At 61.4% G+C, this 15,340-nt stretch carries 10 protein-coding genes and 4 tRNA genes; all 14 read right to left on the bottom strand.

Annotated elements, in window-relative coordinates; genetic code table 11:
- Positions 1-154 precede the first annotated feature (154 nt).
- The 14 genes from rpoC to MYA_RS01245 all read right to left on the bottom strand — a co-directional run bounded on the left by rpoC (position 155) and on the right by MYA_RS01245 (position 14,303).
- On the bottom strand, positions 155-4,396 hold the full coding sequence (gene rpoC, locus MYA_RS01310) for a DNA-directed RNA polymerase subunit beta' (RefSeq protein WP_011883001.1): 4,242 nt from the start codon (positions 4,394-4,396) through the stop codon (positions 155-157).
- Between the two features lie 21 nt (positions 4,397-4,417).
- Positions 4,418-8,524, bottom strand: coding sequence for a DNA-directed RNA polymerase subunit beta (gene rpoB, locus MYA_RS01305; RefSeq protein ID WP_011883000.1), 4,107 nt, complete (start codon positions 8,522-8,524; stop codon positions 4,418-4,420).
- 376 nt (positions 8,525-8,900) lie between these two features.
- Entirely contained in the window at positions 8,901-9,272 is a 372-nt protein-coding gene (rplL, locus tag MYA_RS01300; protein WP_011882999.1) for a 50S ribosomal protein L7/L12, read from the bottom strand.
- 63 nt (positions 9,273-9,335) lie between these two features.
- Positions 9,336-9,833, bottom strand: coding sequence for a 50S ribosomal protein L10 (gene rplJ, locus MYA_RS01295; RefSeq protein WP_014722280.1), 498 nt, complete (start codon positions 9,831-9,833; stop codon positions 9,336-9,338).
- A 304-nt stretch (positions 9,834-10,137) separates the two neighbouring features.
- A complete protein-coding gene (rplA, locus tag MYA_RS01290) occupies positions 10,138-10,836 on the bottom strand; it encodes a 50S ribosomal protein L1 (protein ID WP_011882997.1) in 699 nt (232 codons plus the stop codon).
- Positions 10,837-11,268: a 50S ribosomal protein L11 gene (gene rplK / locus MYA_RS01285; protein WP_006753591.1), complete on the bottom strand. Its 432-nt coding sequence runs from the start codon at positions 11,266-11,268 to the stop codon at positions 10,837-10,839.
- Positions 11,269-11,408: 140 nt separating this feature from the next.
- A complete protein-coding gene (nusG, locus tag MYA_RS01280; RefSeq protein ID WP_006400672.1) occupies positions 11,409-11,966 on the bottom strand; it encodes a transcription termination/antitermination protein NusG in 558 nt (185 codons plus the stop codon).
- 1 nt (position 11,967) lies between these two features.
- On the bottom strand, positions 11,968-12,348 hold the full coding sequence (gene secE, locus MYA_RS01275; protein ID WP_006482892.1) for a preprotein translocase subunit SecE: 381 nt from the start codon (positions 12,346-12,348) through the stop codon (positions 11,968-11,970).
- Positions 12,349-12,390: 42 nt separating this feature from the next.
- A tRNA-Trp gene (locus MYA_RS01270) sits at positions 12,391-12,466 on the bottom strand.
- 59 nt (positions 12,467-12,525) lie between these two features.
- Positions 12,526-13,716, bottom strand: coding sequence for an elongation factor Tu (gene tuf / locus MYA_RS01265; RefSeq protein WP_011882996.1), 1,191 nt, complete (start codon positions 13,714-13,716; stop codon positions 12,526-12,528).
- A 65-nt stretch (positions 13,717-13,781) separates the two neighbouring features.
- Positions 13,782-13,856: transfer RNA gene (locus MYA_RS01260), tRNA-Thr, on the bottom strand.
- A gap of 24 nt (positions 13,857-13,880) precedes the next feature.
- Positions 13,881-13,954: transfer RNA gene (locus tag MYA_RS01255), tRNA-Gly, on the bottom strand.
- A gap of 43 nt (positions 13,955-13,997) precedes the next feature.
- A tRNA-Tyr gene (locus MYA_RS01250) sits at positions 13,998-14,083 on the bottom strand.
- Positions 14,084-14,111: 28 nt separating this feature from the next.
- Positions 14,112-14,303 (bottom strand): hypothetical protein, encoded by a 192-nt coding sequence (locus MYA_RS01245; RefSeq protein WP_041493735.1) that lies wholly within the window; start codon positions 14,301-14,303, stop codon positions 14,112-14,114.
- Positions 14,304-15,340: the final 1,037 nt, after the last annotated feature.

The following is a 15,340-nucleotide window of genomic DNA, read 5'->3' as shown; positions in this document are numbered from 1 at the left end:
CGGACGGGTTCACGCGCGCGCATGACGGGCCTGCCCGATCGTGCGGCAAGCCCGTCATGCGCGTGGACGACGGACAAAAAAAACCGCCCGGCGGACCGGGCGGTTTCGACGACAGCGAATAAGGCAACGGGAAGCGGCTCGCGCCGCCCCGCGCTTATTCGGCTGCCGGGTGTTGCGGCTCTTCCGCGGGCGCGCTCGGCGTGCCGAAGTCGAATGCCTCTTCCGCTGCGATCTGGTCGAAACGCTCGCGGTCGGACATCTCCTTCGCCTTGCGTGCCTTGTGGAACGCGAGACCCGTACCGGCCGGAATCAGACGGCCGACGATCACGTTTTCCTTCAGGCCGCGCAGATCGTCGCGCTTGCCCATGATCGCCGCTTCGGTCAGCACGCGGGTCGTTTCCTGGAACGATGCCGCGGAGATGAACGAGTCGGTCGACAGCGACGCCTTCGTGATACCGAGCAGCACGTTGTCGTACGAAGCCGGGCGCTTGCCCTCGGCGATCATGCGATCGTTCTCGTCCAGCATGTCGGAACGCTCGACCTGTTCGCCCGGGATGAAGCGCGTATCGCCGTTGTCGGTGATCTGCACACGACGCAGCATCTGGCGAACGATCACCTCGATGTGCTTGTCGTTGATCTTCACGCCCTGCAGACGGTACACGTCCTGCACTTCGTCGACGATGTAGCGCGACAGCGCCTCGATACCCTGCAGACGCAGGATGTCGTGCGGATCGGCCGGGCCGTCCACGATCATTTCGCCCTTGTTGACGACCTGAGCATCGTGGACCAGCACCTGCTTTTCCTTCGCGATCAGGAACTCGTGCTGATTGCCTTCGAGGTCCGTGATGACGAGACGCTGCTTGCCCTTCGTGTCCTTGCCGAACGACGTCGTGCCGGTGACTTCCGCGAGGATGCCCGCATCCTTCGGCGAACGCGCTTCGAACAGTTCCGCCACCCGCGGCAGACCGCCGGTAATGTCACGCGTCTTCTGCGCTTCGGTCGGGATACGTGCGAGCACTTCACCCACCTGCACTTGCTGACCATCCTTCACGGTGATCAGTGCGCCGACCTGGAAGCCGATCTGCACCGCGTGCTCCGTGCCCGGGATCTTCACTTCCTCGCCGTTCGCGTCGAGCAACTTCACCTGCGGACGCACGCTCTTCGACGCCTGCGAACCGCGGCGCTTCACGTCGATCACGACCAGCGTCGACAGACCGGTCACGTCGTCGATCTGCTTCGCGACGGTCACGCCTTCCTCGACGTTCTCGAACTTCACCGTACCACCGTACTCGGTGATGATCGGACGCGTCATCGGGTCCCACGTCGCCAGCTGCGTGCCGGCCTTGATCGTCGCACCGTCGAGCTGCAGCAGCGTCGCGCCGTACGGGATCTTGTGACGTTCGCGCTCGCGGCCGATATCGTCGGTGATCAGCGCCTCGCCCGAGCGCGAAATGACGATCTGCTCGCCCTTCGCGTTCGTCACGTAGCGCATCGTCGCCGTGAAACGCACGATACCGTTGCTCTTCGCTTCGACCGACGACGCCACTGCCGCACGCGATGCCGCACCACCGATGTGGAACGTACGCATCGTCAGCTGCGTGCCCGGTTCGCCGATCGACTGTGCCGCGATCACGCCGACTGCTTCGCCGACGTTCACCAGCGAGCCGCGGCCGAGGTCGCGGCCGTAGCAGGCCGCGCACAGACCGTAGCGCGTTTCGCAGGTCAGCGGCGTGCGCACGCGCACTTCGTCGATGCCGAGGCGTTCGATTTCCTCGACCGCCGTTTCGTCGAGCAGCGTGCCCGATTCGTACAGCGTTTCCTGCGTTTCCGGATTGACGACGTCCGCCACCGCGACGCGGCCGAGGATACGGTCGCGCAGCGCTTCGACGACTTCACCGCCTTCGACCAGCGCCTTCATCGCGACGCCGTTCGACGTGCCGCAATCGTCCTCGACCACCACCAGATCCTGCGTGACGTCGACGAGACGACGCGTCAGGTAACCCGAGTTCGCGGTCTTCAGTGCCGTATCAGCCAGACCCTTACGTGCACCGTGGGTCGAGATGAAGTACTGCAGCACGTTCAGGCCTTCGCGGAAGTTCGCGGTAATCGGCGTCTCGATAATGGAGCCGTCCGGCTTCGCCATCAGGCCACGCATACCGGCCAGCTGACGAATCTGCACCGCCGAACCCCGGGCGCCCGAGTCGGCCATCATGTAGATCGAGTTGAACGACTCCTGGCGCGTCTCGTTGCCGTCGCGGTCGATCACCGGCTCCGTCGACAGCTGCTCCATCATCGCCTTGCCGACCGCTTCCGACGTTGCCGACCAGATGTCGACCACGTTGTTGTAGCGTTCCTGCGCGGTGACGAGACCCGACATGTACTGACGGTCGTACTCCTTCACCTTCTTCGCGGCGTCGCCGACGATCGTTTCCTTCTGCGGCGGCACGAGCATGTCGTCCACGCAGATCGAAATACCGGCGCGCGTCGCGAGACGGAAACCCGACTGCATCAGCTGGTCGGCGAACACGACCGTCGCACGCAGACCGCACTTGCGGAACGCGGTGTTGATCAGGCGCGAGATTTCCTTCTTCTTCAGCGGCTTGTTCAGCACCGAGAACGGCAGGCCGTGCGGCAGGATCTCCGACAGGATCGCGCGGCCGACGGTCGTCGCGTACAGCGAGATCTTCGGCACGAATTGCGGCGCGCCTTCCGACGTGTCCTCGTTGCGGACCATTTCGGTGATCCGCACGTTCACGCGCGATGCGAGCTCGACTTCCTTGTTCTCGTACGCGCGGATCACTTCCGACACGCCGGTGAACGAGAGGCCTTCGCCCTTCGCGTTGACCGCTTCGCGGGTCGCGTAGTACAGACCCAGCACGATATCCTGCGACGGCACGATCGACGGATCGCCGTTGGCCGGGAACAGCACGTTGTTCGACGCCAGCATCAGCGTGCGCGCTTCCATCTGCGCTTCGAGCGACAGCGGCACGTGAACGGCCATCTGGTCACCGTCGAAGTCGGCGTTGAACGCCGCGCAGACGAGCGGGTGCAGCTGGATCGCCTTGCCTTCGATCAGCACCGGCTCGAACGCCTGGATACCGAGACGGTGCAGCGTCGGCGCACGGTTCAGCATCACCGGATGCTCGCGGATCACCTCTTCGAGGATGTCCCACACGACCGGCGTCTGGTTCTCGACTTCCTTCTTCGCAGCCTTGATGGTCGTCGCGACGCCCATCACTTCCAGCTTGTTGAAGATGAACGGCTTGAACAGTTCGAGCGCCATCAGCTTCGGCAGACCGCACTGGTGCAGCTTCAGCGTCGGGCCGACCACGATGACCGAACGGCCCGAGTAGTCGACGCGCTTGCCCAGCAGGTTCTGACGGAAGCGACCGCCCTTACCCTTGATCATGTCGGCGAGCGACTTCAGCGGACGCTTGTTCGCGCCCGTCATCGCCTTGCCGCGACGGCCGTTGTCGAGCAGCGAGTCGACGGCTTCCTGCAGCATCCGCTTTTCGTTGCGGACGATGATTTCAGGCGCCTTCAGCTCGAGCAGACGCTTCAACCGGTTGTTACGGTTGATCACGCGGCGATACAGGTCGTTCAGGTCCGACGTCGCGAAACGGCCGCCGTCCAGCGGCACGAGCGGACGCAGTTCCGGCGGCAGCACCGGCAGCACTTCGAGGATCATCCACTCGGGCTTGATGCCCGAGCGCTGGAATGCCTCGAGGACCTTCAGGCGCTTCGCGTACTTCTTGATCTTCGCTTCCGAGCCGGTGTTCTTCAGCTCGGTGCGCAGCGTCTCGACCTGCTCGTCGATGTTGATCGCGCGCAGCAGCTCACGCACGCCTTCCGCGCCCATCTCGGCACGGAATTCGTCGCCGTATTCCTCGACCTTGTTGTAGTAATCCTCTTCGGTCATGATCTGCCGCGCCTTCAGCGGCGTCATGCCCGGTTCGATCACCACGTACGCTTCGAAGTACAGCACGCGTTCGATGTCGCGCAGCGTCATGTCGAGCACCATGCCCAGACGCGACGGCAGCGACTTCAGGAACCAGATGTGCGCGACCGGCGAGGCCAGCTCGATGTGGCCCATGCGTTCGCGACGCACCTTCGCCAGCGTCACTTCGACGCCGCACTTCTCGCAGATCACGCCGCGGTGCTTCAGGCGCTTGTACTTGCCGCACAGGCACTCGTAGTCCTTGATCGGCCCGAAGATCTTCGCGCAGAACAGACCATCGCGTTCCGGCTTGAACGTACGGTAGTTGATGGTCTCCGGCTTCTTCACTTCGCCGAACGACCACGAACGGATCTTGTCCGGCGAGGCCAGACCGATCTTGATCGCGTCGAAAACTTCTTCCTGTTGGACTTGCTTGAATAGATCGAGCAGAGCTTTCATTGCCTTCTCTCCGTAGTCCGATTAATTGCGGTCGAGATCGATGTCGATACCGAGCGAGCGGATTTCCTTCACCAGCACGTTGAAGGATTCCGGCATGCCTGCATCGATCACGTGATCGCCCTTGACGAGGTTCTCGTAGACCTTCGTCCGGCCGGTCACGTCGTCCGACTTCACCGTCAGCATTTCCTGCAGCACGTAGGACGCGCCGTACGCTTCGAGTGCCCACACTTCCATTTCACCGAAACGCTGGCCGCCGAACTGCGCCTTACCACCCAGCGGCTGCTGCGTGACGAGCGAGTACGGGCCCGTCGAACGCGCGTGCATCTTGTCGTCGACAAGGTGGTGCAGCTTCAGGTAGTGCATGTAGCCGAGCGTCACGCGACGTTCGAACTGCTCGCCCGTGCGACCGTCGTACAGGCGGACCTGGTTCTTCGACGGGTTCATGTCGAGCTGTTGCGCGATGTCGTCCGGGAACGCGAGGTCGAGCATCTTGCCCATTTCTTCCTCGGTCGCACCGTCGAACACCGGCGTCGCGAACGGCACGCCTTCGCGCAGGTTCTTCGCGAGTTCGAGGATCTCTTCGTCGGTGAAGCTTTCCAGATCTTCCTGGCGGCCCGACTCGTTGTAGATCTTCGTCAGGAACACGCGCAGTTCCTCGATCTTCGCCTGACGCTGCAGCATTTCGCCGATCCGCCAGCCGAGACCCTTCGCGGCCCAGCCGAGGTGAACTTCGAGCACCTGACCCACGTTCATCCGCGACGGCACGCCGAGCGGGTTCAGCACGACGTCGGCCGGACGGCCGTCGGCCATGTACGGCATGTCTTCGATCGGGACGATCTTCGACACGACACCCTTGTTACCGTGACGGCCTGCCATCTTGTCGCCAGGCTGCAGGCGGCGCTTCACCGCGAGGTACACCTTGACCATCTTCAGCACGCCCGGCGGCAGTTCGTCGCCTTGCGTGAGCTTCTTGCGCTTCTCTTCGAACGCGAGGTCGAACTGGTGACGCTTCTCTTCGATCGAGTTCTTGATCGCTTCGAGCTGCGCCGCTGCTTCGTCGTCCGCGAGGCGGATGTCGAACCAGTGGTAGTGGTCGAGATCTTCCAGGTAAGCCTGGTCGATCTTCGTGCCCTTCGCGAGCTTCTTCGGACCGCCGTTCGCGACCTTGCCCACCAGCATGCGGGCGAGACGCTGGAACGCGTCGCCTTCCACGATGCGCAGCTGGTCGTTCAGGTCGAGACGGTAGCGCTTCAGTTCGTCGTCGATGATCTGTTGCGCACGCTTGTCGCGCTGGATGCCTTCGCGCGTGAACACCTGGACGTCGATCACCGTGCCGCTCATGCCCGACGGCACGCGCAGCGACGTGTCCTTCACGTCCGAAGCCTTCTCGCCGAAGATCGCGCGCAGCAGCTTCTCTTCCGGCGTCAGCTGGGTCTCGCCCTTCGGCGTGACCTTGCCGACCAGCACGTCGCCCGCTTCGACTTCAGCACCGATGTACACGATGCCCGATTCGTCGAGACGGCCGAGCTGGACTTCCGCCAGGTTCGAGATGTCGCGCGTGATTTCTTCCGGCCCGAGCTTCGTGTCGCGTGCAACGACGTTCAGCTCTTCGATGTGGATCGACGTGTAGCGATCGTCCGCGACCACCTTCTCCGAAATCAGGATCGAGTCTTCGAAGTTGTAGCCGTTCCACGGCATGAACGCGATCAGCATGTTCTGACCGAGCGCGAGCTCGCCCAGGTCCGTCGAGGCGCCGTCGGCCAGCACGTCGCCGCGCGAGACCTTGTCGCCCATCTTCACGATCGGACGCTGGTTGATGTTCGTGTTCTGGTTCGAACGCGTGTACTTGATCAGGTTGTAGATGTCGACACCGACTTCACCTGCGACCGCTTCGTCGTCGTTCACGCGAATCACGATACGGCCTGCGTCGACGTAGTCGACCACACCGCCGCGGAACGCCTGAACCGTCGTGCCCGAGTCGACCGCACAGGTGCGCTCGATGCCCGTACCGACGACCGGCTTCTCCGGACGCAGGCACGGCACGGCCTGACGCTGCATGTTCGAGCCCATCAGTGCGCGGTTCGCGTCGTCGTGCTCGAGGAACGGAATCAGCGAAGCTGCCACCGACACGATCTGCGACGGCGCGACGTCCATGTACTGGATGCGATCCGGCGTGACCATCATCGTTTCGCCGGCTTCACGCGACGACACGAGTTCGTCGATCAGCTGGCCGTTCTCGTCGATCGCGGCGTTCGCCTGAGCGATCATGTAGCGCCCTTCCTCGATCGCCGACAGGTAGTCGATCTGGTCGGTCACCTTGCTGTCCACGACCTTGCGGTACGGCGTCTCGAGGAAGCCGTACTCGTTCAGGTGCGCGTACAGTGCGAGCGAGTTGATCAGGCCGATGTTCGGACCTTCCGGCGTTTCGATCGGGCACACGCGGCCGTAGTGGGTCGGGTGCACGTCGCGGACTTCGAAGCCTGCGCGCTCGCGCGTCAGACCGCCCGGGCCCAGTGCGGAAACACGGCGCTTGTGCGTGATTTCCGACAGCGGGTTGGTCTGGTCCATGAACTGCGACAGCTGCGACGAACCGAAGAACTCGCGGATCGCCGACGAAATCGGCTTCGAGTTGATCAGGTCGTGCGGCATCAGGTTTTCGCTTTCGGCCTGGCCGAGGCGTTCCTTCACCGCGCGCTCGACACGCACGAGACCGGCGCGGAACTGGTTTTCCGCCAGTTCGCCGACGCAACGCACGCGACGGTTGCCGAGGTGGTCGATGTCGTCCACTTCGCCCTTGCCGTTGCGCAGCTCGACGAGGATCTTGATCGTCGCGAGGATGTCGTCGTCCTGCAGCGTCATCGGGCCGACGATTTCGTCACGGCCGACGCGGCGGTTGAACTTCATGCGGCCGACCTTCGACAGGTCGTACGCTTCTTCGCTGTAGAACAGACGGTTGAACAGCGCCTCGACCGCTTCTTCGGTCGGCGGTTCGCCCGGACGCATCATGCGGTAGATCGCGATGCGCGCGGCCGTACGGTCGGTCGTTTCGTCGACGCGCAGCGTCGACGAAATGTACGGACCCTGATCCAGATCGTTCGTGTAGAGCGTCTGGATGTCCTTGATGCCGGCTTCGCGCAGCTTCTCGAGCACGCTTTCCGTGACTTCGTCGTTCGCGCTCGCGATCACTTCGCCGGTGTCGCCGTCAACGACGTTCTTCGCCAGCACGCGGCCGAGCAGATAGTCTTCCGGCACCGAGATGAACTTGGTCTTCGCGGCTTCGAGATCGCGAATGTGCTTCGCGTTGATCCGCTTGTCCTTCTGGACGATGACCTTGCCGTCGCGATCGGTGATGTCGAAACGCGCGACTTCACCACGCAGGCGCTCGGGCACGAACTCGAGTTGCGCGCCTTCGTCCATCAGCGTGAAGTTGTCGAACACGAAGAAGTTCGCGAGGATCTGTTCCGGCGTGAGGCCGATGGCCTTCAGCAGGATCGTGACCGGCATCTTGCGGCGACGGTCGACGCGGAAGTACAGGATGTCCTTCGGATCGAATTCGAAGTCGAGCCACGAGCCGCGGTACGGAATGATCCGTGCCGAGAACAGCAGCTTGCCCGAGCTGTGCGTCTTGCCCTTGTCGTGTTCGAAGAACACGCCCGGCGAACGGTGCAGCTGCGAGACGATGACACGCTCGGTGCCGTTGATGACGAACGAGCCCGTCGGCGTCATGAGCGGAATTTCGCCCATGTACACTTCCTGCTCCTTCACTTCCTTGACGACCGGCTTGTTCGGCGATTCCTTGTCGAGGATGACGAGGCGGACCTTCGCGCGCAGCGCCGAGCAGTACGTCAGGCCCCGCTGCTGGCATTCCTTGATGTTGAATGCCGGCGAGGACAGCGCATAGCTCACGAACTCGAGGCGCGCGAAACCGTTGTGCGAAACAATGGGAAATACCGACGTGAACGCGGCCTGCAAGCCTTCGGGCTTGCGTTGCGTTGCCGGCACATCAGCTTGCAGAAACGTGCTGAATGATTCAAGCTGGGTGGCCAGCAAGAACGGAACTTGGTGAACGATGGGGCGCTTCGCGAAACTCTTGCGAATGCGCTTCTTCTCGGTGAAGGAATATTGCATACGATCTCCGAATCACGGCGGGTGCTGTCGAGGCGGGATACCTGGACGTTTCAAACCCGAGTGTTCACCGACTGAGACCCGATGGCCGCCCGATGGCTTGAACGAGCCGAGAAGCTTGGTGGTTGGCCGCTACCAACCGCTGGCTGACGGCAGCGGATGCCTGTGTTGCCCGCTACCCGACCAAACTTGCCTTCTGCAGTCGCTTCAGAAGACAAAGAGAAACGCCAGTCGCGACATCGGCAACGATTTGACGGTTTTCTTTGGCTTCTGGGGCCGATCATTCGGGCTCCCGAAAGAGTGCCAGAATAACGTCCCCACAAAGCACAAAAAGGCCGGCGGTGAAAATACCGCCAGCCTTCGCACGGCGCGTCGAAACTTACTTGACTTCGACCTTCGCGCCTGCTTCTTCCAGCTTCTTCTTGGCTTCTTCAGCAGCAGCCTTGTCGACGCCTTCCTTGACAGCCTTCGGTGCGCCGTCAACGACGTCCTTCGCTTCCTTCAGGCCCAGGCCCGTCAGTTCGCGAACTGCCTTGATGACTGCAACCTTGTTGCTGCCTGCTTCAGTCAGGACGACCGTGAATTCGGTCTTCTCTTCCACAGCAGCGGCTGCGCCGCCTGCCGGGCCAGCGACTGCCACTGCAGCTGCCGACACGCCAAACTTCTCTTCGAACGCCTTGACCAGTTCGTTCAGTTCCAGAACGGTCATCCCTTCGACTGCTGCCAGGATGTCTTCTTTTGCGATTGCCATTTGAAATACTCCTAAATTGAATTCGGATACAGCCAGCGATCAATGACGCTGATGCACGTTCGCTTACGCAGCTTCCGCTTGCTTCTTCTCGGCCAGCGCGGCGAGAGCGCGCGCGAAGCCCGAAACAGGCGATTGCATAACGAACAGCAGCTTCGAGAGCAGTTCTTCGCGGCTCGGGATGCTTGCCAGCGCTTGCACGCCAGCCTTGTCCATCACCTTGCCATCGAACGAACCAGCCTTGATGACCAACTTTTCATTGCCCTTGCTGAAGTCGTTGACGACCTTAGCAGCAGCAATGGCATCTTCCGAGATGCCGTAGATCAGGGGACCAGTCATCTGCTCTGCCAGCGGAGCAAACGGCGTACCTTCGACGGCGCGACGCGCCAGCGTGTTCTTCAACACGCGCAGGTAAACCTGTTGCTCACGCGCTTTCGCGCGCAGCTTGGTCAGATCGCCAACCGCAATTCCACGATACTCAGCCAGCACAACGGTCTGGGCCTTCGCGACTTGCGCGGCTACCTCAGCGACGACGGCTTGCTTGTCTTCTCTATTAAGCGGCACGGTTAGCCTCCAGAAACGATACGTTCGGCTTGCCGATAGGGCTACCTCACGTACCTCGTTCAACAACGGCGTCCGACCTCGTTAGGAGTATTTCCACCTCATGCCGTGAATCGCTTCACGACCTGCGGCTTCACCACTGCAAAACTTTTTCGGGTTCGCCATCTGCGTTGGCTTGAATTAAGGGCTCGCCTGCCTGCTGCGTCCCACCAACGGTCTTTGATAACCGGTTGTTCGCCTTGCTGCACGAACAACCGCCCAAAGCCCATTTAGGCCGCTTCGCGAACGAGGCGGCCCGAATACTTGCTTACTGCGCTGCCAGCGTAGCCTGGTCGACGCGCACGCCGACGCCCATCGTGCTCGACAGTGCGATCTTGCGCAGGTAGACGCCCTTGCTCGTTGCCGGCTTGGCCTTTTGCAGCGCTTCGATCAGTGCCGACAGGTTCGAACGCAGTGCGGTCGCTTCGAACGACGCACGGCCGATCGTTGCGTGGATGATACCGGCCTTGTCGACGCGGAACTGCACCTGACCTGCCTTTGCGTTCTTCACTGCGGTTGCGACGTCCGGCGTGACCGTGCCGACCTTCGGGTTCGGCATCAGGCCGCGCGGGCCGAGGATCTGACCGAGCGTACCGACGATACGCATCGTGTCCGGCGAAGCGATCACGATGTCGAAGTCCATCTGGCCAGCCTTGATCTGCTCAGCCAGGTCTTCCATACCGACGATTTCGGCGCCTGCTGCGCGAGCCTGCTCGGCCTTTTCGCCTTGCGCGAACACCGCAACGCGAACCGACTTGCCCGTACCTGCCGGCAGAACGACCGAACCACGAACGACCTGGTCCGACTTCTTCGCATCGATGCCGAGCTGAACTGCGACGTCGATCGACTCGTTGAACTTCGCGCTCGCGCATTCCTTCACGAGTGCCAGTGCGTCTTCGATCGCGTACAGCTTCTGACGATCGACCTTCGCTTCGAATGCCTGACGGCGCTTGGAGATCTTAGCCATTTACACGCCCTCCACGGTGATGCCCATCGAGCGTGCGCTACCAGCGATGGTGCGAACGGCTGCGTCCAGATCAGCTGCCGTAAGGTCCGGCATCTTGGTCTTCGCGATTTCTTCGGCTTGAGCGCGCGTGATCGAACCGACCTTGTCGGTGTGCGGCTTGCTCGAGCCCTTGTCCACCTTCGCCGCCTTCTTGATCAGGACGGTCGCCGGCGGCGTCTTCATCACGAACGTGAAGCTCTTGTCAGCGAATGCCGTGATGACCACCGGCACCGGCAGACCCGGCTCCATGCCTTGAGTCTGCGCGTTGAACGCCTTGCAGAACTCCATGATGTTCAGGCCGCGCTGGCCCAGTGCCGGACCGACCGGCGGCGACGGGTTGGCTTTACCTGCAGGGATCTGCAGCTTGATAAAGCCGACAATCTTCTTTGCCATTTGAAAACCTCGTTGGAACGCCAGGCGGCGTTCGGTGAGTGATAACGCGCGTTCGCCGCTGGCTACTGACGCTCCTCAACGGCCATGACGCGGGCCGTAAGCGCGAAGGTGGGCAGCCTGGGCTGCCCACCGAATCGGGATCAAACTTTTTCGACCTGGCCGAACTCGAGCTCGACCGGAGTGGACCGGCCAAAGATCGTGACCGATACACGCACGCGCGACTTCTCGTAGTTGACTTCCTCGACGGTGCCGTTGAAGTCCGTAAACGGGCCTTCCTTGACACGCACCATCTCGCCAACTTCGAACAGGGTCTTCGGACGCGGCTTTTCCACGCCTTCCTGCATCTGCGACATGATCTTTTCGACTTCCTTCGGGGAAATCGGGGTCGGGCGGTTGCGCGCACCGCCGACGAAACCGGTGACCTTCGCGGTGTTCTTCACGAGGTGCCACGTTTCGTCCGTCATTTCCATTTCCACCAGCACGTAGCCGGGAAAAAAACGACGTTCGGTCACTGCCTTGTGACCGCCTTTGACTTCGACCACTTCTTCGGTCGGAACGAGTATCTGACCGAACTTGTCCTGCATGCCGGCACGTTCGATGCGCTCTTGAAGCGCACGCTGCACGCTCTTCTCCATGCCGGAGTAGGCGTGCACGACGTACCAACGCTTTCCGCTCGGGGATGCCGGAGTATCGCTCATATCATTTCCAACCCAGAATCGCCGAGAAAATCACCCATTCGATCGATTTATCACTCAACCAGAGGAAAATCGCCATCACGAGCACGAAACCGAACACGACGAGTGTGGTTTGCGTTGCTTCCTTGCGGGTGGGCCAAACGACCTTGCGGACTTCCTTGTACGAATCCTTAGCAAAGGCGATGAGGCTCTTGCCAGGTGCGGACATCAGACCGACGGCCACGCCGGCGATGATACCTACCGCCAATGCGGCACCGCGGACATACCACTGCTGGTTGGCCAGCCAGAAGAAGCCCACGAATCCGGCCAAGACCAGCAATACGCCCAGGGCCAGCATCAGCTTATCGCCGGAGGTATTTACAGTTTCGACGGATGGATTCGCCATAACACCTTAAAACAAATGCCACGTGTGACACGTGGCGATTTTTGGCAGGGGCAGAGGGAATCGAACCCCCAACCTTCGGTTTTGGAGACCGACGCTCTGCCAGTTGAGCTATACCCCTAAACCATGTTGGGGCCGGCTGCTGCCAGCCCCAAAACTGTCGATCAACGAATAACTGGCTTACTCGATGATCTTGGCGACGACGCCAGCGCCGACGGTACGGCCGCCTTCGCGGATTGCGAAGCGCAGACCTTCTTCCATCGCGATCGGCGCAATCAGCTTCACCGTGATCGACACGTTGTCGCCCGGCATCACCATTTCCTTGTCCTTCGGCAGCTCGATCGAGCCCGTCACGTCCGTCGTACGGAAGTAGAACTGCGGACGGTAGTTGTTGAAGAACGGCGTATGACGGCCGCCTTCGTCCTTGCTCAGCACGTACACTTCAGCCGTGAAGTGCGTGTGCGGCGTGATCGAACCCGGCTTCGCCAGAACCTGGCCGCGCTCCACGTCTTCACGCTTCGTGCCGCGCAGCAGGATACCGACGTTGTCGCCTGCCTGACCTTGGTCCAGCAGCTTGCGGAACATTTCAACGCCCGTGCAGGTCGTCTTCACCGTCGGCTTGATACCGACGATTTCGATTTCCTCGCCGACCTTCACGATGCCGCGCTCGACGCGACCCGTCACCACCGTGCCGCGACCCGAGATCGAGAACACGTCTTCCACCGGCATCAGGAACGCGCCGTCAACCGCACGCTCCGGCGTCGGGATGTACGTGTCCAGTGCGTCTGCCAGGTTCATGATCGCCACTTCGCCCAGCTCGCCCGTGTCGCCTTCCAGCGCCAGCTTGGCCGAACCCTTCACGATCGGCGTGTCGTCGCCCGGGAAGTCGTACTTCGACAGGAGTTCGCGAACTTCCATCTCGACCAGCTCGAGCAGTTCAGCGTCGTCCACCATGTCGCACTTGTTCAGGAACACGATGATGTACGGAACGCCAACCTGACGTGCCAGCAGGATGTGCTCGCGCGTTTGCGGCATCGGGCCGTCTGCTGCCGAGCAAACCAGGATCGCGCCGTCCATCTGCGCTGCGCCCGTGATCATGTTCTTCACGTAGTCGGCGTGGCCCGGGCAGTCGACGTGTGCGTAGTGGCGGTTCGCCGTTTCGTACTCAACGTGTGCCGTGTTGATCGTGATGCCGCGCGCCTTTTCTTCCGGTGCCGCGTCGATCTGGTCGTAGGCCTTCGCTTCGCCGCCGAACTTCTTCGTCAGCACCGTCGTGATCGCTGCCGTCAGCGTCGTCTTGCCGTGGTCAACGTGACCGATCGTACCAACGTTGACGTGCGGCTTGGTCCGCTCAAACTTTTCCTTGGCCATTTTCAACTCCCGAAAGGAATTTCACATGTTGCGCCGCGCGCAAACAGACACTGACTTTTTACTGCTGGTGCCCATGGGCAGGATCGAACTGCCGACCTCTCCCTTACCAAGGGAGTGCTCTACCACTGAGCCACATGGGCATGTAACGCTTCAACTTCGCGGACTGGAGCGGGTGAAGGGAATCGAACCCTCGTCGTAAGCTTGGAAGGCTTCTGCTCTACCATTGAGCTACACCCGCACGGGCCACTAACGATTCCCTACCGCTCTCTGCGCTGATGTTCTGGTGGAGGAGGTTGGATTCGAACCAACGTAGGCGTAAGCCAACAGATTTACAGTCTGCCCCCTTTAGCCACTCGGGCACCCCTCCGCAGAGAACTGACGATTATGGGGGTGCATCACACTCTTGTCAAGCACATCCGGAAGATTATTTTCATTTTCTTCCAAGGCACCAGACCGACACACCCGACACCCGCACTCGCCCGGCTAAAGGCAAATTCGAGAGGATCGCCATCGGCGTCCACATCTTCGTCAGACCCCGTCTTCAGCAGCGATTTGCATCTTTGCTGAAAACGAAAGACCGCCATCATACGACCTCCTGCCCGGAATGCCAAGCAGGTAGACGAAAAAATTTCGCAATTTCCATGCCGGGCAATTGGAACGGCGTCGGTTGGAGTGTTTGGCGGCGGTTCGGATGTCGTGGAGACGGGCTCGACATAATGCTCTTCGTTGTGCTGGAGCTGGGATCACAGATCCGCTGTTGCTCGCGCACGCTACGAAGCGCGTGATCTCCGCACGACGGCGGACGCGCTCTTCGTCGGCGATGGCTGGGGCGCGTTATAAGCAGCCCCCCAGTGCCCGTGCAGCCATAGTTCGCTGTATGGCGACCGTTAGGACGGTCGCCATACGCCGATCGAGCTGAAAATGCCTCCGGCTAGACCACTCCCGGTCGGCGCAATCGAGTAATAGCAGGCGCCCAAGGCACAAAACATCGGCAGCACAACTTCGCCCCGACCTACACGTGCCCACCGTGCACGCTCTTACGCGCCACCCTGGCCGCCCTCAAGTGACGATGTCGTGGACACGCCACCGGGCCGCCCGTGCTGCACGGACTGAGACCACCAGGTCGCGGCCGGCCAAGCCCTAAATCTTGACGGAACGGACCGCAGCTGCGGCTCGTCGCCGGAGGGAGATATCGGAAATCGGCCGCAGTTCATTGCAGTACGCGTCCGGATATCGCGGGGTGTGGTGCACCATCGCTGGAAGCGATAGATGTCCAGCGGGCCGATAACCCGTTCGATTTCCGAGGAGCTACCGACCGCCCGAGGGACGCACTCAAGCGGCACCATGCTCTGGCGGGCAGCACAAGATTAACCCGCAGTTCGGACTGCCGAAGTGACTATAGGGAGCAGGTACCCGGGAGGGTGTACTGCTTAGCGCTGTGCCTACAGGCATCCGTTCTCGGCCTGTCGATGCGTCGTCCGCTGGGGCGGCTGATCGATATATGTAGGCAGGGGACCTCGGGCGACACGCTGGCAGCAGAGCTTACTACCAAGTCACGAAGGCATAAGACTTTTCCGTCGCACAAATGCAAAAACCCCCGCCTTTCGGGCGGGGGTTCTTGGCT

The sequence above is a fragment of the Burkholderia sp. KJ006 genome (assembly GCF_000262695.1).
Classification (GTDB): Bacteria; Pseudomonadota; Gammaproteobacteria; order Burkholderiales; family Burkholderiaceae; genus Burkholderia; species Burkholderia vietnamiensis.
Note: the sequence above shows the minus strand (reverse complement) of the source record. Positions and strands in the feature narration are given on the sequence as shown.

What these genes read in the sequence shown, in the direction of transcription:
- rpoC (WP_011883001.1), bottom strand. Translation starts at nt 4,396, where the DNA reads ATGAAAGCTCTGCTCGATCTATTCAAGCAAGTCCAACAGGAAGAAGTT.
- rpoB (WP_011883000.1), bottom strand. Translation starts at nt 8,524, where the DNA reads ATGCAATATTCCTTCACCGAGAAGAAGCGCATTCGCAAGAGTTTCGCG.
- rplL (WP_011882999.1), bottom strand. Translation starts at nt 9,272, where the DNA reads ATGGCAATCGCAAAAGAAGACATCCTGGCAGCAGTCGAAGGGATGACC.
- rplA (WP_011882997.1), bottom strand. Translation starts at nt 10,836, where the DNA reads ATGGCTAAGATCTCCAAGCGCCGTCAGGCATTCGAAGCGAAGGTCGAT.
- rplK (WP_006753591.1), bottom strand. Translation starts at nt 11,268, where the DNA reads ATGGCAAAGAAGATTGTCGGCTTTATCAAGCTGCAGATCCCTGCAGGT.
- nusG (WP_006400672.1), bottom strand. Translation starts at nt 11,966, where the DNA reads ATGAGCGATACTCCGGCATCCCCGAGCGGAAAGCGTTGGTACGTCGTG.
- secE (WP_006482892.1), bottom strand. Translation starts at nt 12,348, where the DNA reads ATGGCGAATCCATCCGTCGAAACTGTAAATACCTCCGGCGATAAGCTG.
- tuf (WP_011882996.1), bottom strand. Translation starts at nt 13,716, where the DNA reads ATGGCCAAGGAAAAGTTTGAGCGGACCAAGCCGCACGTCAACGTTGGT.
- MYA_RS01245 (WP_041493735.1), bottom strand. Translation starts at nt 14,303, where the DNA reads ATGATGGCGGTCTTTCGTTTTCAGCAAAGATGCAAATCGCTGCTGAAG.